This window comes from Neobacillus niacini, from assembly GCF_019749295.1.
Taxonomy (GTDB): domain Bacteria; phylum Bacillota; class Bacilli; order Bacillales; family Cytobacillaceae; genus Neobacillus; species Neobacillus niacini_D.
On record NZ_JACWFG010000018.1, the window covers coordinates 154465 to 173095 of the forward strand.

The window sequence follows — 18631 nt, forward strand, 5'->3', positions numbered from 1 at the left end:
TGAGTATGACGGAAATAAGAGAAAATCATGGTGTTATGGCAGTTTGTGATCAGCTGCTTGAGGAAGTTGGTTGTGATTTCGTTGCCCTTGCTCTTCAAAATGAAGTAGGGCCAGACGTACGCTGGCACTATGCATCAGGTAACCTTAATGATAAATATAATAGAATAACCGTCCGTTTTGGAAAAGGAATCGCTGGAAAAATCATTTCAAGCGGCAGTCCAATGATGATGAGCGACTTTCCGAATGAAATTTATGGAAAAGTTACAGACCATCCTATTATGCTTGCTGAAAAACTGGTTTCCTGCTATGCAGTCCCATTATTTTTCAATACCTCTCCAAAAGGTGTATTACTCGTTGGAAAAAGGGTCTCATACTCGTTTCCTGAACAGGTGCAGGAAAAGGTGAAAGAGTCGGCAAAAACGCTTGAGCAGCTCTTAAGAAGTCACATCTTAGGCGGAGGGGCTTAAGTCATGGAAATAGATCGTCAGCAAACACTAAATGAACTCACCAGTCTTGAGCTGGAATTGAAAAAGTCGATTCAAGAATTAATGGATATTAAATTTGCTCTCGATGAATCTTCCATTGTAGCGATAACAGATTCTAGAGGAACTATTACATATGTAAATGAACAATTCATCCAAATTTCAAAATTTACAAAGGATGAGCTAATAGGGCAAGACCATCGGATATTGAATTCTGGATATCACTCTGAAGAATTTTTTAAAGAAATGTGGAGAACGATTGGTACCGGTGAGGTATGGAAGGGTGAAATCCAGAACCGAGCCAAGGATGGAAGCTGCTATTGGGTGGATACTACCATCGTCCCCTTCTTAAATGATAAGGGGAAACCCTATCAATATTTGGCTATTCGTCATGAAATTACAGAGCGGAAAAGAGTAGAACAAGAACTTCAAAAGATGATGACTAGTATTATTGACGTTCAGGAAGAAGAACGCAAACGCTTATCCCGAAATTTACACGATGGCATAGGACAAAATCTATATAGCCACCTTATAACGATTAATCGTTTACTGTCAGAATTAGAACATCCGCTGCTCCGCCAAATGCAAAAGGAAGCAACTCAGTTGATTGAAGAGATAAGGGATATATCATGGGAGCTGCGGCCATCCGTATTGGATGATCTTGGACTTGTTCCGGCTATTCGGTCCTTTCTATCACGTTTTTCTGAGAACTATGGCATTGATGTTTATTTTGAATGTGTGCTGAACCGCCGTTTAGATATAAGTATTGAGTTAACGATATACCGTATCATTCAGGAAGCACTGACAAATATCCGCAAGTATGCGGAAGTATCCGAGGCAGCTGTGACAATTAGGGAAATGGATCAGAGTATTAGAGTGATGATTGAGGATAAAGGGAAGGGATTTGATGTGAATTCCCAGTCCCGAGGCGTAGGTTTGTTCAGTATGGACGAAAGAACACGTGCTGTAGGTGGTGAACTGACTATTAATTCGTCATCAGGTAAAGGAACAAGGATTATTTTGGAAGTCCCATCCAGCCCAAAACCATAAAAAATAGAACCAGGTGTTTGCGCCTGGTTCTACTTCTATTTTGCGATGTTATAACTGAATGCTGTTTTCACTGTGTATGAAAAAATAAACGGAAAAACTCCGGCTAAATAGGGAGATACCCATATTTCCTTACATATAAGCGGAGTTTTTCCGCTTATATGAATCAAATCGTTGGTTTTTGTGTTATTTAGAGCAGTTAACCGGAATATCTCCGCTTAAAGTAGCTTATTTTGCTTCCTCTATATACATTAGACGGAATTACTCCGCTTATGAATTTTCACAACTACACGAGATCAACAAGGAATAAACAGCCTATAACTTAAATGAGCTTTTTAAGGATACAATTCGGTTAAAGACAAGCTTATCAACAGTTGTATGCTTCGGATCCACATTGAAATAGCCATGTCTAAAGAATTGGAATTTATCGTGCGGCCTGCTTTCTCTCATGTTAGGCTCTACAAAACCTTGTAGAACCACCAGCGATTCTGGATTAACGTTGTCAAGGAAGGTTTTTCCCTCTTCCGCGTCATTTTCGTCTTCTGTTTTATCAAGAATTAGTGGTTCATATAATCGAAACTCCGCAGGAACAGAGTTGGTTGCTTCTACCCAGTGAATGGTTCCTTTTACCTTCCGTCCTGTAAAGCCGGTGCCACTCTTGGTAAGCGGGTCATAAGTACAGCGAAGCTCAATCACTTCTCCGTTTACATCCTTGATAACTTCTTCACACTTAATAAAGTAGGCATTTTTCAGGCGTACTTCATTACCAGGGAAGAGGCGGAAATATTTAGCCGGAGGATTTTCCATGAAATCATCTTTTTCAATATAAATTTCACGTGAAAACGGAATTTTCCTTGTGCCCATTTCTGGGACCTCTGGGTTTATCTCGGCATCAAGTAACTCGATTTGTCCTTCAGGATAATTCGTAATCACTACTTTTAATGGATTTAGAATTCCCATTGTCCGTGGAGACTTAAGCTTTAGGTCTTCTCTTACAAAGTGTTCAAGCATTTGGGAATCAACGGCACCAGAACCTTTCGAAACTCCTGTCTCACGGACAAAATTACGAATAGACTCTGGAGTGAATCCTTTACGTCGCATTCCAGAAATGGTCGGCATCCGTGGATCATCCCAGCCATCCACAAAACCTTCATCAACCAGCTGCTTCAGTTTTCGCTTGCTCATTACTGTATTGGTCACGTTTAAGCGGCCAAATTCAATTTGCTGCGGTTTACTGTCCATTTCACATTGTTCCACTACCCAGTTATAAAGTGGACGCTGGTCTTCGAACTCGACCGTACAAATCGAGTGGGTGACGTCTTCAATCGCATCCTCCAAAGGATGTGCGAAAGCATACATCGGATAGATACACCATTTATCACCAGTGTTATGGTGTGTTGCATGAGCAATTCGATAAATGACAGGATCACGCAAATTGATATTAGGAGATTTCATATCAATTTTTGCACGAAGAACTTTTTGTCCATTCGCAAATTCTCCATTGCGCATTCTTTCAAATAAATCAAGATTTTCCTCAACGGAACGCACGCGGTAAGGACTCTCTTTACCAGGAGAAGTTAATGTTCCACGGTACTCGCGGATTTCATCTGCAGTAAGGTCATCCACATAAGCAAGGCCTTTTTTTATTAACAGTACAGCACGTTTGTACATTTCTTCAAAATAGTCGGAAGCAAAGAATAAGTCATCCCATTCAAATCCCAGCCATTTTACATCTTCTTTTATGGAATTAACATATTCGACATCTTCCTTTAACGGATTCGTGTCATCAAATCGTAAATTGGTTTTTCCGTTAAATTCATCCGCTAATCCAAAGTTAATAATAATGGATTTAGCATGACCGATATGTAAATATCCATTAGGCTCTGGAGGGAAACGAGTGATAATTTTATCGTGCTTACCGGATTCCAAATCCTTAATCATAACATCTTTTATAAAATTAGAACCTAGATTGTCCACTCTATTCAACCTCTTTCTTTCATCTATTACTTATAAATAACATAAATTATGATATTTTTCCATTGTACCCAAAGATTCTTTAGAAAAATAGTGAAATTGGTAAAAAGAATGCAAAAAAGCTACAATATAAGCTTGAAGATGTAATGGAAGGGGTTTTTTTAATGATTAAGTTAGGCACAGTTGGAACAGGTTGGATTACAGCCTCCTTTATTGAAGCAGCAAAGCACAGCGGAAAACTCAATTTAACGGGTGTTTATTCAAGAACAGTCGAGAAGGCGAAGGAACTTGCCCATACATATAATGCAGAACACTATTTTACCGATTTGGAGGAAATGGCAAAGAGTCCTGAGATTCAGGCTGTCTATATTGCTTCACCCAATTCAGTTCATTTTGAGCAGGCACTTACTTTTTTAAAAAATAAAAAACATGTCATTTGTGAAAAACCGATATTTTCAAATACTGCTGAGATGACGGAAGCCTATCAAACAGCAGAAGAGAATGGAGTATATTTATTTGAAGCCATTCGTAATATTCATACTCCCAACTTCCAAATTTTAAAAGAAAAGCTTCATTTAGCAGGAAATCTAAGAAGTGCGATTCTTCCTTATATGAAGTATTCTTCACGCTACGATTTGTTTTTGCAAGGCGAGGAACCAAATATCTTCTCAAGTACCTATTCTGGAGGTGCTTTAGTAGATTTAGGGGTGTATCCTCTCTTCTTAGCTATAGGATTGTTTGGTGAACCGCAAAAGGTTACCTATTATCCAGTTATATTGCGCAGCGGCGTCGATGGCAGCGGGACACTGATTTTAGAGTATCAAGACTTTGTTTGTACCATTCTTTGTTCAAAGATTTCTGATTCCGTCCTTCCGTGTGAGATCCAAGGAGAAAAGGGTACCTTTGTCTTAGAAGATGCCGCGCCCATTTCCGAAATTAAATTCATAGATTGTCGTTCAAAAGAGCATGAACTCTTTAGTGTGGCGCAGGAAGACAAAGACATGGTCTATGAATGCATAAAATTCGCTGAAATCATTGAAACAAACAATGATCAAGAGTATGAGAAACTGAAGGAATGGAGTAAAAAAGTATTGCGCGTAACAGAAGAAGCACGAAAGCAGAACAACATAGTGTTTGGAGTAGAACGTTAACGAATACGGCAACCCTTATCTTATTACAGTCTAATTTTGTCTGATTTGAGGATAGTGTTGTGAACTCTTTATGAAAACGGTATTCTTAATGACTTTTATCACATCCCCAATTTTACTTCGTTCCTTATATTTAAGGTGAAGAAGATTGGGGGGAGTCGTAATGAAGTCAATGAACTGGTACAAGAAACAGATAAAAAGAAAGCCGGTTCAAATAACAAGGTACGTCGTTCAAGCTGTATTCCTGTTATTTTTACTATATGTCGGTGTCCGTTTTTATCAATTTTATATGCATTTTGAAAGTCTTGGAGAAACACCTTTTGTGGAAAGACCATCCGCTGTTGAAGGATTCCTGCCAATCAGTGCCTTAATGGCATTAAAGGTATGGCTCACTACAGGAGATTTCGATGTAATCCATCCAGCAGGACTTGTTTTGTTAAGCTTTTTTGTTGGCGGTGCTCTTCTTTTTAAAAGAACTTTTTGCAGCTGGATTTGTCCAATTGGAAGTGTAGGGGAATGGATTAGCAGATTGGGCAAGAAACTTTTCAAAAGAAACTTTGAAGTACCCGCCTGGCTCGTTTGGCTGCTGACTCCAATAAAGTATTTATTACTGCTTTTCTTCTTGGGAATGGTAATTGTTATGCCTACGTACGGTGCAATTTCTTTCTTAAACGAACCTTATAACAAAATATCTGATGTAAAAATGCTGACATTTTTCTTAGATATCAGCGCTTTTGGAATTGGGTTTCTCACCTTAATGTTTGTCCTATCTTTATTCTATAAAAATTTCTGGTGCCGATTCCTTTGTCCTTATGGGGCGTTCATCGGACTTGGTTCGATATTTAGAATTTCCAAGATTAGCCGAAATGAAGAAACGTGTACGAACTGTGAAATGTGTACGAAGGTGTGCCCATCCAGAGTAAAAGTGCACAAGGTAGAAACAGTGAATAACTTGAATTGTACGGCATGTATGGCCTGTGTGGAAGCATGCCCGGTGAAGGACACCTTGAATATGACCGTGGCAAACAAAAAGGTGAGTAAATGGTTTATACCGGTGTCATTCTTTGTGGCATTCTTCTTAATAGTAGGCTTTGCTAAACTAACAGGGCACTGGGAAACAATTATCAGCTACGAGGAATGGAAGATATTAATTCCCGAAGCTAAATATATTGATTAAGGAAAAGAGTAACCTGGATTCGTATAACCAGGTTACTCTTTTTTTGTTTTTCGGATTATTTTAATAAATCAGTTGAAAAACTTAGAAACGTTCAATATAATAAAAATAGAATTTCCAAATAAACAATTACATTTCCTATTTAGAAACGAAGGGAGGTAAACATCATCAAAAAGGCAAATATTCTCTTGAAGCTTGAAGAAAGCGGTGTTATTGCGGTACTGCGTTCAGATACAAAAGAACAATCACTAAAAACAATAGATGCACTAGTAAATGGTGGTATTACCGGTTTAGAAGTGACGTTCACAACGCCTCAAGCAGATGAAGTCATTCGTGAAACAGCAGCAAAGTATAAGGATAACGCTTCTATTGTCGTCGGTGCAGGAACCGTTCTTGATGCAGTCACAGCTAGAATCGCGATTATGGCGGGAGCTGAATTTGTTGTAAGCCCAATGTTTGATGCGGAAATCGCGGAGATATGTAACCTTTATAGTATACCGTATCTGCCTGGGTGCATGACCATAACCGAAATGAAAACAGCACTTCGATCAGGTGTAGACATTATTAAACTATTCCCTGCGACTACATATGAACCAAGTTTTGTGGATGCCGTAAAAGCACCGCTTCCACAAGTTAATATCATGCCGACAGGCGGCGTCAACTTAGAAAACATGGAGCAGTGGATAAACAAAGGCTGTGTAGCAGTTGGCGTAGGCGGAAATTTATTAGCTCCTGCTAAAACAGGAGATTATGATCAAATTACGAAGATGGCAAAACAATATATAGATAGGTACCATGAAATTAAGATGGTGAATGTATGAGCAGGCTTCTGAACTTTTGCGAAATTATGTTAAGGCTTTCAACACCTGCTGATACTCATTTTAGCATGTAAGCAGCTTCAAGCTCACCGTAAAAGAAGTAGAAAATTTAATTCAAAATGGCACTGCTAAAATAAATCGATAACAGGAGTGAATAAAATGGAAACTCGTTACACACATAGCCCAGAAGATATTCGTCATTATTCAACAGAACAATTACGCAAGGAGTTTTTAGTAGAAAGTATTTTTGTACCAGGGGAAGTTCGATTAACGTATACCCATAACGATCGAATGATTTTTGGCGGTGTTACACCAACAGACCAGCCATTAACAATTGAGCTTTCAACAGAATTAGGAGTAACTTATTTCTTAGAACGCCGTGAACTTGGTGTAATTAATATCGGCGGACCTGGATCAATCGTGATTGAAGGTACAGAAGAACCAATGAAAAAGCAAGACGGATTCTACATTGGAAAAGAAACAAAGGATCTACAGTTTAAATCAGATGACCCATCTAATCCAGCTAAATTCTATACTGTTTCCGTTCCTGCTCATCATAAATATCCAAATGTGAAAATCAGCATTGATAAGATCGAACCAATGGTAACAGGGGATTCAGCAACGTTAAATCATCGTTCTATTTATCAATATATTCATCCAAATGTATGTGAAAGCTGTCAGCTTCAAATGGGTTACACGATCCTGACTCCAGGAAGCGCTTGGAACACTATGCCAAGTCATACACACGAACGCCGTATGGAAACATACCTTTACTTTGATATGAAGGAAGATACACGTGTATTCCATTTTATGGGCAAACCGGATGAGACAAAACACTTAGTTATTGCAAATGAGCAAGCTGCCATTTCTCCAAGCTGGTCAATCCATACTGGTGTCGGTACTAGTGACTATACATTCATTTGGGCAATGTGTGGAGAAAACATCACATATACAGATATGGACATGGTTCCAATGAACGAATTAAAATAAACCAACAAGAGGGAGGCTATAAGAAATGACGAATGACTTGCAGCAATTTTCACTAGATTATTTCAAATTAGATGGTAAAGTTGCAATTGTGACAGGTGGTAATACTGGCCTTGGACAAGGTTTTGCGGTTGCTTTAGCAAAAGCGGGTGCCGATCTTTTTGTTGTCACGCACGGGAATAATTGGGGAGAAACAAAGGACCTCATTGAAAATGAAGGCCGCCGTATTGAGTTTTTTCAAGGCGATTTAACGAATAAACAAGTGTCTAAGGATATTGTTTCTAAGTGCTTAGAAACATATGGAAGAGTAGATATTTTAGTAAATAATGCAGGCACCATCCGTCGTTCGCCATTGCTTGAGGGTAAAGAAGAAGATTGGGAAGCTGTAATGGATATTAATTTAAACGCTGTTTATTTATTGAGCCAAGCGGCCGCAAAAGTTATGGTCGAACAAGGCAGCGGAAAAATTATCAATGTGGCTTCTATGCTCTCTTTCCAAGGCGGCAAATTTGTACCGTCCTATACAGCAAGCAAACATGGTGTGGCTGGATTGACAAAGGCATTTGCCAATGAATTGGCCGCTAGTAATGTACAAATTAATGCGATTGCACCTGGATATGTTGAAACAAAAAATACAGCACCAATTCGTGAGGATGAAGTGCGTCATGCAGAAATAACCTCTCGTATTCCAGCTGGCCGCTGGGCAACTCCAGCAGACCTGCAAAGTGTTGTGGTCTTCCTTGCCAGCAAAGCTTCTGATTATATGAATGGAGCCATTATCCCTGTCGATGGCGGCTGGTTAGTTCGCTAGTAAAAATGTAATAGAATCATTGATTAAGAATATAGCTATTCCAAAATAGCTATATTCTTTGCTTTTTACGCAGGGAATACGTTTGAAATTGGTGTATAATATGAGAAAAACAATTATCACTAAAATAAATTTTAATCGTAATGCTACTTACGAAGGGAGGTAATGCAATGGAGAATGCTAAACAACCTTATGGTACTGTTCTAATAAAGGCTGCGAGTATTCTAGATGTTCTCTCAGCAAAAAAAGAACCACAATCATTAAATGTGATTGCACAGGAAACAGGCTTAACAAGTTCAACCGCATTAAAGATTTTAGATACTCTACTTCTAATTGGTTATGTGAAGAAACATCCAGAAACTAAGAAATTCGAGCTGGGAAGTGCCCTAATAAAATACGCGAACAAGTATCTGGCGAATCTCGATATCTCCAAAATTTCTTATCCCTATTTAAAAGAACTGCAAAATAATTTAGATGAAACGATACACTTGGGAGTCTTAGAAGGCGATGAGATATTAACCGTTAACAAGCTGGAAACGAATAAACCTATCGTCTGTCTGAATTCAAGAATTGGCCTATCTAAGCCTCTTTACTGCTCTGCAATGGGAAAAGCCGTACTTGCTGAAATGACAGAAAGTCAAATAGCAGCTTATTTGAACAAAGTGGAACTAAAAGCAATTACCGAAACCACGATTACAGATTCGGAAGCTTTGTTAAAACAGTTAGAGGAAATAAAAAGAAACGGATACGCTGTAGATGACAGTGAAGGTGAAAAAGATGTCTATTGCCTAGGTGTATCACTAGTAATGAATAACCAAACCTACGGTGCTTTTAGCGTAAGCGTACCGGCCTATCGCATAACACCTCAAGTGAAAAATGAAATCACACAAGCAATATTGAAAACAAAAGAAAATATTCTAAGAGAATTACAACAAAATTATGTTTTTATATAAACATACAAGAAAGAATCTATTTTGAAGCAGCTTTATTCAAAATAGATTCTTTTTGTATGTAATTGCAGATAAGCTCCATCCTGCCCATTTTTTCATATATATAACAAAAAATAAAATGGGGTAGTAGTGATGTCTAGAAGAAATATGGAACAGGAAAACTGGATTACATACCTGCTTTCCTTATCCAGAATGGTTTATCTTTTTCCGGCAGCAGTGAAAGGTATTGGCGGAAACAAGTGGGGGTACATCAATGAAAAGGGTAATTTTATTCTTCCGCCTAAATATGAAATGGCACGTGATTTTCAGGAAAATGGTTTAGCGATTGTTCAATTAAATAATCTTACAGGAATCATCAACAGTGACGGATATCTTATTGTGAAACCAAAATATGATACAATCAGTCCTTTTTCAGAAGGGAGGGCAGTCGCTATTGATCGTGAGGGGTACAAAGTATTAGATGAAAGTGGAAAAGAAATAACCACAAAAGGATATTTCCACATTGGAGATTTTCATGAGGGCAGAGCATTGGCTGCCAATCATAACGGGCATGCCGAATATCTATTTGGATATTTGAATAGAAGGGGTAACGAAGTCATTCCTTTATCCTATGAAGGTGCTAGTGACTTCCAAGACGGTAAAGCACTAGTAAAAGGCAAAGAGAATGGCTATTCGCTGATTGATCTTACAGGAAAGGTATTGAAATCCTACCCTTACACTATTGTAAATTATTATGGAGAAGGCATGCTGGCATTCAAGGAACAGGAAGAAGCCAACTGGGGTTTCATGGACGAGTCAGGGATGGTGGTCATTGAGCCAAAATATACAGGAGTACAGCCGTTTATTGATGGTAAAGCGATTGTAACTGTAGAAAACAATAATCATGATTATTATGGTTTAATTGATCGACAAGGGAAGTTCATCATCAAACCGCATTATAATAGCTTATTAAATCTTGGCGAAGACATGTTTGTGCTAGGGAAGTCGGTGGATCCTGAAAAGCCATATCTGTTTCCAAAGTATGCAATTGCTGACTCTAACGGTCAAACTTATACCGGTTTTATCTATAATGGTGTTTCGAGTTTTAAGGAAGGCATCGCTTCAGCCTATAATGACGAAATTACCTTCTTTATCAACAAGAGGGGGCAGAGAGTGGATTATCTTCCAAAGGTTAAGGGCAGTGGTTCATTAGCTTTTGAAGCATCCTTAATTAAAGGAGATATTGATCTCCGAATTCTCTATTTTGATAAAAAAGGCAAGTTAGTATGGAAACAGAATACAATCATTCCTTTAAACAACCATTATTCTGTTATCGAAAACAAATTTAAACCCAATAAAGATTATTTGGTTTACTACCCACAGTTAAAGGGTGTTGAAAATCAGGAGAGCGTTAATCAGACATTGAAAGACCTTTCCGGAGTAAAGCCAATCCCTCATCATACACAACTAGAATCAAGCTACACAGGCGATTTCGACGTAAGCTATTATAAGAATAACCTAGTAGTCCTTGAGATAAATGGATATGATTATCCTTTTGGTGCAGCTCATGGAATGCCAATAAAAAAATATGCCCATATAGATTTGAAATCGGGCAAATTTTATCAACTAAAAGATTTATTTAAGCCAGAAGCAGATTATGTAGAGGTGATAAGTAAGATTGTTGGAGAACAAATCAAAAATGATAATCAATATTCCTATGTCTTCCCTGATACGTATAAAGGGATAAAAGCAGACCAGCCATACTTTATTAGTGATGGGGCAGTGAATGTTTATTTTGAACCATACGAGATTGCCCCTTATGCTGCAGGTTTCCCAACGTTTACGATTCCGTTTCAAGAAATAAGCAGCATCATTAATTACGCTGGAGACTTTTGGCGTTCCTTTCATTAATTGACAACACCGCCGGTAGCAATATATTTTAAATATAGACGAATAAAATGCTGCCCTGGGGAGTGGGATAAATGAAAATAATTGATATTTCTAGAAGGCTAGAAAATGGAATGCCGGTTTGGCCGGGAGATACATCCTTTAAATATGAAGTGTCTTGGTCAAAAGCCGAAAGTGGTTCTGTGAATGTAGGGAGCCTTTCAATGAGTACGCATACAGGAACGCATGTGGATGCGCCTTTTCATTTTGATGACAATGGAAAAAGAATCATTGAATTGGACCTCGATTTGTACATTGGTCCAGTCAGGGTGCTTGATATGTCAGAGAAGGATAGTATCGGAGCTAAGGATTTGAGTGATATCAATTTGGAAGGATTCAAAAGAGTAATATTTAAAACTTCGTCTTGGAAGAACACAAATGAATTTCCAGAGAGCATCCCTTATATAGAAGCAGATTTAGGACCATTTTTAGCAGAAAAGGGGATTAAGCTCATTGGAGTAGATGTTCCATCTGTCGATCCTATAGACAGCAAGGACCTTCATGCTCACCATAGTTTAAATAAAAATGGAATCCATATCCTTGAATCAGTCCTTTTAGATAAAGTTGAACCTGGTGATTATGAGTTAATTGCCTTACCTCTTGCCTTGGCCCAAGGAGATGGGAGTCCGGTAAGAGCAGTGTTACGTTCACTTTCATAAAAGAAGCAGCGGGAATCAATATCCGCTGCTTCTTTTATGAAATACTTAACATAAATCCTATATAGCCAGAAATGATAAACAATAGACTCATAAGGAATGCCAGAACTTTTGAAGCTTTCTTTAAAAAAATTACAATGACTAATGCCAGGAAAAAGATAGCTATTAGAAATAGGATGATTGAACCAACCCCAGGGGAGAAGGTAAGCGGAAAGTTTATTTGACTAGGATGAAAAAAGGAAAACAGCTTAGAAGCACCTTCTGCCCTAATCATTGAACTCAATTCATGCGGCGGTGAAGCTTGTCCAAGTGCGCCAGTAATAGAAAAAACAATTAATACAATCACGCTCTCAAGCTTCGCCCATGGAAGCGGATTGTATGATGGATCCTTTTGAAGCCTTTTCCGAATCAAAAAGCTATTGATAAAGGCGAAAGCCAGTAATGGAAGTATGGCGATATGTTTGATTAATAATGTCTGCCCATAGGGAATAGCCGTTACACTAACATAATCGGTCAGTTCCATGTGAAAAGTCATCAACGATATACCTGTTAAGGTAGTAATGACTAAACATAAAATAGCAACAGGTGAAAACCATTTTAAGAATTTCAGCCAATGATCATGGTTCTGTGAAAACCAACTGACTACCATCAAGATTCCAACCCATGTTGTGATCGCTAAAAAGTGGGCAGTATGAATGAAAAAGCCTGCTAATTTAGATAACGATGCTGCATGGCTGGACCAGCCAAGTGAAGCAATTAAGATTAGTGTAAAGATGAGACCAGTCAAAGAGAATAAAGGTTTTTGTTCAAGTTTAATTGGAATAAGATAGATGAACAGGATCAACGAAATAACTACCGTACTAATCCAAGTCTTGCCTACCTCGAAATTCGTTAATACAGATTTAAAAGTATAGCCTAAGCCTAAGTCCTCATATAAATATAAAACAATTTTTAATACCGGTAAAAATGAAAACAGTGCAATACCCAATGCTGCGCATAGCAGCAGCACTTTAGGAATCCTTATTTCCGGTCGTACCGTTTCGGGGATAAGACTAAGAATAAAGCTTCCTACTAATAATGAAAAACAACTATAAAGTAATGCTTCACTTACGATACCTGCAATAAACATTTAGATATGTTTCCTCCTAAAAATCAACCAATAGCTTCCAAAGCCGAATATGATAATCAAACCTATTATAGCAGGAAGTACATATTTCATCACGGAAGGTTCATTAGAAGTAATTTCATTTGTTATGGTGACCTGTTCTTTCATCACCGTTTCAGTATCTGCAGAGGCAGTTTGTATTTCAGTAGTTTCCTCAGTTTGGGCAGGTGATGCTTTACTTTTTTCCAAATGGGATTGTGCCAAGACATTCGCTCCAAATAAAAAGAACAATAACAATGAAAATAGAGTAATTTTATTTAACATCATTTTCAACTCCGATATATTGTTATCTTACTGTTCTTCATTCTACCACCAATCCCAGAACGTTATATCCCTTTAAAGATATTGTTCACAATACGTTCATTTATTAATGATAAAAACATAGTTGACCTTGATATAAATCAATACTCTAGATACAAATGGGTGCTACACTTGGAAGTAATCATACTTATTAGGAGATGAAATAGGATGAGCACCTTCCAAATAGAAAATCAAAGAGCAGTCATAGATATTCGCGAGAGAGTCCTAAAGGGTGAACATCCACGACGGGAAATTATCAATTTTGTAAAATCAGCACCTGTGGGTACCATATTTGAAATTCATTTACCACATCGTGGTGAACCACTCATTGCGACCTTTCAGTCCTTGGGGATGAATGCGATTGTAAATGAAATTGAACCTGGACACTTTCGCCTCATGGCAATAAAATTAAATGAAGTTTAACCTAACTCAGCTATTCCTTTCAGTTGGTCCAACTCTAGAATCTGAATCACCCTTTGACCTTCCATATGAATAATATGCTTGGACATAAAAGTCAAAAGCTTCCTGCTTACAGATTCCGGGGTTGTTCCAATAAAGCTGGCTAAATCCTTCTTCGTGATGGGCAGCGTAAAAGGCTCATTCTTTATTTTTAATTTTTCGTGAAAAAGAAGAAGTGCCTTTGCAAGTCTTTGTTCTACTTCCATTAAACTAAGATTCCCCACGGATTCATCCGCTTCATATAGACGATCGTTCATAGCTACTAAAAAGCGGAACGCCATATCGGAGTTACCCTCCATCACTTTTAAAAAGTCCTTTTTCTCGATTGAACATATCTCTGTTTGTTGGAGAGTTTCCGCATTGATATAATGTTTCTCATCTCTTAATAGTGAAAAAAGCCCAAAGAAATCCCCTGGAAACAAAAGCCGTACAATTTGTTCTTTGCCGTCAGCTGACGTTTTTGTCAGTTTAACCAGCCCATCTTTAATGACAAATAACGTACTAGAACGTTCACCTTCGCGAAAAATATATTCTCCCTTCTGTGCCATTCTGCTGTGCGTTACCTTTCGTAATTGCTTAATATCTTCCTCATTTAGTCCTTTAAAAACAGGAACAGTCGTGAGGCAGGATGATTCATGAGAGCAATGATCACAACACACGTAAACCACTTCCTTAAAGTATTCTATACTCTAGTTTATCTTTCTTAAAAAGACTTTGAAGTGATTCATATCAACCTTGATGTAAATCAAGGTATTATGATCGAAAATCTTATAAGCTTAATCTAGAAGCCATGATTGAGAGGGGATATTAAAATGAGTATGATTCAGTTGTCTTTAAATGATGTTGCCTGCTCAGGGTGTATTGGTAAAATTAAGAGAAAAATAAAAAGATATAACGGCATTGAAAAGGTAAAAATCATATCTGGCAGCGGTAAAATTGAAGTTAACTATAATGAAGCTATTATTGAATCTGAGGAAATACATTCAACCATTCATAGATTAGCAAATAGAACATTTGATTAATATATTCTTCCTCCTTGTTAAATAATAAACAAAAACAGGGGGGATTTATTTTGGAGCAAAATCAGGATAGTAAGTTTGAAGGTTCAATCCTTCCAATGACCTCCATTGGGAGCGGCATGGGTTTGGCTGTTGTACCAGATGTGTTTTGTTATACCAATCAAATTGTCAATCTTGCATTAGTGGGGAATGACAAGGAATTTGTGATCGTCGATGCAGGTATGCCTAAGAGTGCTGATGAAATTATCTCGTTGATAGCAGAACATTACGGTGAAGATGCCAGGCCAAGTGCTATCATTTTGACACATGGTCATTTTGATCATGTAGGTTCATTAGTGGGACTTTTAGAAAAGTGGCGGGTACCTGTTTATGCGCATGAACTGGAGATTCCTTATTTAACCGGAAAAAAAGATTATCCCCCAGGGGATCCAAGTGTAGATTCAGGAATGGTGGCAAAGATGTCTCCGATGTTCCCAAACCATGGAATTAACATTGGGGATCAAGTGGAGGCCTTTCCACAAGACGGCACCATTCCACATATGCCCGGCTGGAATTGGGTTCATACTCCGGGGCATACACCAGGACACGTATCCTTATTTCGTGAGCAGGATCGTACTTTAATTGCCGGTGATGCATTCGTCACAGTTAAACAAGAGTCACTTTATAAGGTATTAACGCAAGCACAAGAAATAAGCGGGCCTCCGAGATATTACACAACAGATTGGGAGGCAGCCTATGAATCCGTTAAAAAGCTGGAGGCGTTAAAACCAGAGGCAGCAGTAACTGGGCATGGAATTCCAATGACAGGTGAAGACTTAAGAGAGAACCTGCGTTATTTAACCGCAAATTTTAAAGAAATGGCCATTCCAAAAAATAGCCGGTATACGAATTAAGGATAAAGCCCATTCCGCGCTAAGGAATGGGTTTTTTGTGGACACAATTTGCTAATTAGGTTAGTATCAGAGGCATGTATGGATATAATATGTAGAAATGAGAATTAAAAAGGAGTCAAATATGATAAATAACTTAAGCCCTTTTTTGCAGGAAAACTGGGAAAAGTCAGGATTTCATCAGCCTACTTCCATTCAGGAAACAGCCATCCCTCTGATTCTTGATGGAAAAGATTTAATTGCTGAGTCACCAACTGGTACAGGCAAGACACTTGCTTATTTACTGCCATTATTAAATAAAATTGAACCTCAATCACAATCACTGCAAGCTGTAGTATTAGCATCATCACAAGAATTAGTTATGCAGGTTTATCAAGAATTTCAAAAGTGGTCAGAAGGCAGCGGGATTAGAGGTACCTCTATTATTGGCGGGGCGAACGTAAAGCGTCAGCTTGAAAAGTTAAAAAAGCGTCCTCATGTTATTTTTGCTACACCAGGGCGATTATTTGAATTAATCAAACAGAAAAAAGTAAAAATGCATGAAGTGAAGCTGGTCGTTTTGGACGAAGGAGACCAACTGCTGATTCCCGAGCATTTTAACACCGTGCAAAGTATTGTTAAATCCACGTTAGGGGATCGCCAAGTTGTTTTATTTTCTGCTACCATGAAAGCAGGCACGGAGAAAATGGCGAAGGAAATGACGAAGGAACCAGAAGTCATTCGTATTGAAAAGGATGAGCTTGCTTCATCTGGCGAAGTGGAACATATTTATTTTGTTGCGGAACCAAGGGATAAGATTAAACTGCTTGAAAAGATTGTCCGCTTGGAAAATATTAAAGCCCTGGCATTTATAAATGATATAGGCGAAATTGAAGTGTTCAAAGAAAAATTCCATTTTAAAGAGCTGTCAGCAGGAATTTTACATAGTGATATGAAGAAATTAGAACGGCAGGCAGAGCTTAAGGCGTTCCGTGATGGCAAGACGAAAATGCTGATTGCGACAGATGTAGCAGCACGTGGGTTGGATATCCAGGGAATAACACATGTAGTCCATGTGGATTTTCCAAAGGATATTGCCCAGTATGTTCACAGGGCTGGAAGAACCGGAAGAATGGGAGCTGATGGAATCGTGATTTCCTTAGTAACCGACCGGGAAGAAAGAGAATTAAAAACATATTGCCAAGAGTTAAATATAACGCCTCAAAAGAGAATATTTTTTAAAGGGCTAATTGCTGAACCGGAACAAAAGGCACGCCGCTAATTATAGGACAGTGGGGATTTATCCACTGTCTTTTTGGATAGAAGGAATTCACCGACTTTTATAGAATTTTAAGAGCTAGGGAGGGAAATGCATGGAAAATCCTAAGTTAAAAAAATACCTTGATGAGTGGCTCGAGGAAGCCACTATCACGCAAATGCAGGAAAAGATGACGAACGGAGAGCTTACGTCAAAAGAACTTGTGATGATGTATCTACATAGAATTTCGGTTTATGATAAGAGTATCCACTCGATCCTTGAGGTGAATCCGGACGCATTGCATATCGCAGCAGCCCTTGACGCTGAACGGAAGGATACGGGAGCACGGAGCGCGCTGCACGGTATTCCGATCTTGATAAAAGATAATATAGATACAGCTGATAAAATGCATACGAGTGCAGGTTCTTTAGCACTAAAGAATTCTATAGCGCTCAAAGATTCCTATGTGGCTGAAGAGCTTCGCAAAGCAGGCGCTGTGATCCTTGGTAAAACGAATATGACAGAGTGGGCCAACTTTATGGCCGAAGGAATGAAAAGCGGCTACAGCTCACGAGGAGGTCAGGTGCTAAATCCTTATGGTCCTGGACAATTTGATGTTGGAGGCTCCAGCTCTGGTTCTGGAGCAGCGGTTGCTGCCAATTTGGCGGCAGCTGCGGTTGGAACAGAGACCTCTGGATCAATCTTAAATCCATCCTGTCAAAACTCATTAGTAGGCATTAAACCGACACTCGGTCTTATCAGCCGAAGAGGGATTATTCCGATTGCCCATACACAGGATACTGCCGGGCCAATGGCAAGGAGTGTTAGTGATGCATCCATACTCTTGAATTCCTTATCAGGAAGAGATGAGAAGGATCCAATCACTAGAAGTAACCCGCTAGTTGGAAAGGACTTTACTGAACATTTACGTAAAGATGGACTTAAAGGGAAACGAATTGGCATTGCCATAGATGGATTCATCGAACCGTTAAGTGAAGAAAAGCAAAAGATTTTTCATGACGCTGTAGCTATTTTGGAAGCCGCTGGTGCCGAAATCATTGAACAAATTGAAATTCCATCAGTAAATGCGAAGTGGCAGTATGATGTCTTAACCTATGAATTTAAACCTGACTTAAACGCCTATTTAAGTAATCTTCATCCATCAATATCAATTAGAACGTTGAAGGATCTAATTCAATTTAATCGTGAAAATGAAGAAAAAATGCTTAAGTATGGGCAATCGGTATTAATTGAATCCGAAAGTACTAGTGGTTCTTTAACCGAAGCAGCGTATGTAGAGGCTCTGGAGTTTGATTATTACCATTCAACTACGAGAGGTATTGATTATGCTCTTAACGAATATGGATTAGATGCGATTCTTTTTCCAAGTGAAGAAGGTTCCCATATTAGCGGCAAAGCTGGTTATCCAACGATAGCGGTTCCTGCTGGTTATACGCCTGAAGGAGAACCTGTTGGAATTACATTTGCAGGAAGCGCTTATAGTGAACCGACGTTGATTGAAGCGGCTTATGCTTTTGAGCAATTAACAAAGTTCCGCAAGCCACCAGTTTTTGGGGGAGAATAACTTCAT

Annotated in this window: 19 protein-coding genes; 15 read left to right on the forward strand and 4 right to left on the reverse strand. The window is 38.6% G+C overall.

From position 1 onward, the window contains the following. Positions 1-5 precede the first annotated feature (5 nt). A complete protein-coding gene (locus H0184_RS22040; RefSeq protein WP_221828486.1) occupies positions 6-467 on the forward strand; it encodes a GAF domain-containing protein in 462 nt (153 codons plus the stop codon). A 3-nt stretch (positions 468-470) separates the two neighbouring features. Continuing rightward, positions 471-1532 carry a PAS domain-containing sensor histidine kinase gene (locus H0184_RS22045; RefSeq protein WP_221828489.1) on the forward strand — a complete coding sequence of 354 codons (1062 nt, stop codon included), beginning with the start codon at positions 471-473 and terminating at the stop codon, positions 1530-1532. Positions 1533-1844: 312 nt separating this feature from the next. Here H0184_RS22045 and H0184_RS22050 read toward each other — a convergent pair whose 3' ends face one another. Continuing rightward, entirely contained in the window at positions 1845-3506 is a 1662-nt protein-coding gene (locus H0184_RS22050; protein ID WP_221828491.1) for a glutamine--tRNA ligase/YqeY domain fusion protein, read from the reverse strand. Positions 3507-3670: 164 nt separating this feature from the next. Between H0184_RS22050 and H0184_RS22055 the strand changes: the two genes are divergently transcribed. The 8 genes from H0184_RS22055 (at position 3671) to kynB (ending at position 11973) form a co-directional block, all read left to right on the forward strand. Beyond that, entirely contained in the window at positions 3671-4654 is a 984-nt protein-coding gene (locus tag H0184_RS22055; RefSeq protein ID WP_221828785.1) for a Gfo/Idh/MocA family protein, read from the forward strand. A 160-nt stretch (positions 4655-4814) separates the two neighbouring features. Then, positions 4815-5828: a 4Fe-4S binding protein gene (locus H0184_RS22060; protein ID WP_221828493.1), complete on the forward strand. Its 1014-nt coding sequence runs from the start codon at positions 4815-4817 to the stop codon at positions 5826-5828. Between the two features lie 164 nt (positions 5829-5992). Then, positions 5993-6646, forward strand: coding sequence for a bifunctional 4-hydroxy-2-oxoglutarate aldolase/2-dehydro-3-deoxy-phosphogluconate aldolase (locus H0184_RS22065; RefSeq protein WP_221828787.1), 654 nt, complete (start codon positions 5993-5995; stop codon positions 6644-6646). A gap of 156 nt (positions 6647-6802) precedes the next feature. Further along, entirely contained in the window at positions 6803-7633 is an 831-nt protein-coding gene (gene kduI / locus H0184_RS22070) for a 5-dehydro-4-deoxy-D-glucuronate isomerase (RefSeq protein WP_221828495.1), read from the forward strand. Positions 7634-7658: 25 nt separating this feature from the next. Then, the gene (kduD, locus tag H0184_RS22075; protein WP_221828496.1) at positions 7659-8441 is read left to right on the forward strand and encodes a 2-dehydro-3-deoxy-D-gluconate 5-dehydrogenase KduD; all 783 of its coding nucleotides are present in this window, start codon (positions 7659-7661) and stop codon (positions 8439-8441) included. 167 nt (positions 8442-8608) lie between these two features. Next, positions 8609-9391, forward strand: a complete 783-nt coding sequence (locus H0184_RS22080) for an IclR family transcriptional regulator (RefSeq protein ID WP_221828498.1) — start codon at positions 8609-8611, stop codon at positions 9389-9391. 129 nt (positions 9392-9520) lie between these two features. Beyond that, positions 9521-11278 carry a WG repeat-containing protein gene (locus H0184_RS22085; protein ID WP_260631725.1) on the forward strand — a complete coding sequence of 586 codons (1758 nt, stop codon included), beginning with the start codon at positions 9521-9523 and terminating at the stop codon, positions 11276-11278. Positions 11279-11349: 71 nt separating this feature from the next. After that, positions 11350-11973: an arylformamidase gene (gene kynB, locus H0184_RS22090; RefSeq protein ID WP_221828500.1), complete on the forward strand. Its 624-nt coding sequence runs from the start codon at positions 11350-11352 to the stop codon at positions 11971-11973. A 34-nt stretch (positions 11974-12007) separates the two neighbouring features. Here kynB and H0184_RS22095 read toward each other — a convergent pair whose 3' ends face one another. Both H0184_RS22095 and H0184_RS22100 read right to left on the reverse strand, forming a co-directional pair. Next, the gene (locus H0184_RS22095; RefSeq protein WP_221828502.1) at positions 12008-13099 is read right to left on the reverse strand and encodes a copper resistance D family protein; all 1092 of its coding nucleotides are present in this window, start codon (positions 13097-13099) and stop codon (positions 12008-12010) included. Further along, positions 13100-13402, reverse strand: coding sequence for a hypothetical protein (locus tag H0184_RS22100; RefSeq protein WP_221828504.1), 303 nt, complete (start codon positions 13400-13402; stop codon positions 13100-13102). A 201-nt stretch (positions 13403-13603) separates the two neighbouring features. On the opposite strand from H0184_RS22100, the gene H0184_RS22105 reads away from it, so the two are divergent. Continuing rightward, a complete protein-coding gene (locus H0184_RS22105) occupies positions 13604-13858 on the forward strand; it encodes an amino acid decarboxylase (RefSeq protein WP_221828507.1) in 255 nt (84 codons plus the stop codon). Here the strand turns inward: H0184_RS22105 and H0184_RS22110 are convergent. Then, positions 13855-14553 carry a Crp/Fnr family transcriptional regulator gene (locus H0184_RS22110; RefSeq protein ID WP_221828509.1) on the reverse strand — a complete coding sequence of 233 codons (699 nt, stop codon included), beginning with the start codon at positions 14551-14553 and terminating at the stop codon, positions 13855-13857. The two genes, H0184_RS22105 and H0184_RS22110, sit on opposite strands and share 4 nt — an antisense overlap. A 153-nt stretch (positions 14554-14706) precedes the next feature. Between H0184_RS22110 and H0184_RS22115 the strand changes: the two genes are divergently transcribed. The 4 genes from H0184_RS22115 to H0184_RS22130 all read left to right on the forward strand — a co-directional run bounded on the left by H0184_RS22115 (position 14707) and on the right by H0184_RS22130 (position 18625). Beyond that, on the forward strand, positions 14707-14916 hold the full coding sequence (locus tag H0184_RS22115; protein ID WP_221828511.1) for a heavy-metal-associated domain-containing protein: 210 nt from the start codon (positions 14707-14709) through the stop codon (positions 14914-14916). Between the two features lie 50 nt (positions 14917-14966). Then, on the forward strand, positions 14967-15806 hold the full coding sequence (locus H0184_RS22120; RefSeq protein WP_396953616.1) for an MBL fold metallo-hydrolase: 840 nt from the start codon (positions 14967-14969) through the stop codon (positions 15804-15806). Between the two features lie 121 nt (positions 15807-15927). Continuing rightward, a complete protein-coding gene (locus tag H0184_RS22125; protein ID WP_221828513.1) occupies positions 15928-17064 on the forward strand; it encodes a DEAD/DEAH box helicase in 1137 nt (378 codons plus the stop codon). Positions 17065-17155: 91 nt separating this feature from the next. Next, a complete protein-coding gene (locus H0184_RS22130) occupies positions 17156-18625 on the forward strand; it encodes an amidase family protein (protein WP_221828515.1) in 1470 nt (489 codons plus the stop codon). Positions 18626-18631 lie beyond the last annotated feature (6 nt).

Bases quoted from the DNA above. Each gene is read 5' to 3' on its own strand.
- H0184_RS22040 (WP_221828486.1), top strand. From the start codon at position 6: ATGACGGAAATAAGAGAAAATCATGGTGTTATGGCAGTTTGTGATCAG.
- H0184_RS22045 (WP_221828489.1), top strand. From the start codon at position 471: ATGGAAATAGATCGTCAGCAAACACTAAATGAACTCACCAGTCTTGAG.
- H0184_RS22060 (WP_221828493.1), top strand. From the start codon at position 4,815: ATGAAGTCAATGAACTGGTACAAGAAACAGATAAAAAGAAAGCCGGTT.
- kduI (WP_221828495.1), top strand. From the start codon at position 6,803: ATGGAAACTCGTTACACACATAGCCCAGAAGATATTCGTCATTATTCA.
- kduD (WP_221828496.1), top strand. From the start codon at position 7,659: ATGACGAATGACTTGCAGCAATTTTCACTAGATTATTTCAAATTAGAT.
- H0184_RS22080 (WP_221828498.1), top strand. From the start codon at position 8,609: ATGGAGAATGCTAAACAACCTTATGGTACTGTTCTAATAAAGGCTGCG.
- H0184_RS22085 (WP_260631725.1), top strand. From the start codon at position 9,521: ATGTCTAGAAGAAATATGGAACAGGAAAACTGGATTACATACCTGCTT.
- kynB (WP_221828500.1), top strand. From the start codon at position 11,350: ATGAAAATAATTGATATTTCTAGAAGGCTAGAAAATGGAATGCCGGTT.
- H0184_RS22095 (WP_221828502.1), bottom strand. From the start codon at position 13,099: ATGTTTATTGCAGGTATCGTAAGTGAAGCATTACTTTATAGTTGTTTT.
- H0184_RS22100 (WP_221828504.1), bottom strand. From the start codon at position 13,402: ATGATGTTAAATAAAATTACTCTATTTTCATTGTTATTGTTCTTTTTA.
- H0184_RS22105 (WP_221828507.1), top strand. From the start codon at position 13,604: ATGAGCACCTTCCAAATAGAAAATCAAAGAGCAGTCATAGATATTCGC.
- H0184_RS22115 (WP_221828511.1), top strand. From the start codon at position 14,707: ATGAGTATGATTCAGTTGTCTTTAAATGATGTTGCCTGCTCAGGGTGT.
- H0184_RS22125 (WP_221828513.1), top strand. From the start codon at position 15,928: ATGATAAATAACTTAAGCCCTTTTTTGCAGGAAAACTGGGAAAAGTCA.
- H0184_RS22130 (WP_221828515.1), top strand. From the start codon at position 17,156: ATGGAAAATCCTAAGTTAAAAAAATACCTTGATGAGTGGCTCGAGGAA.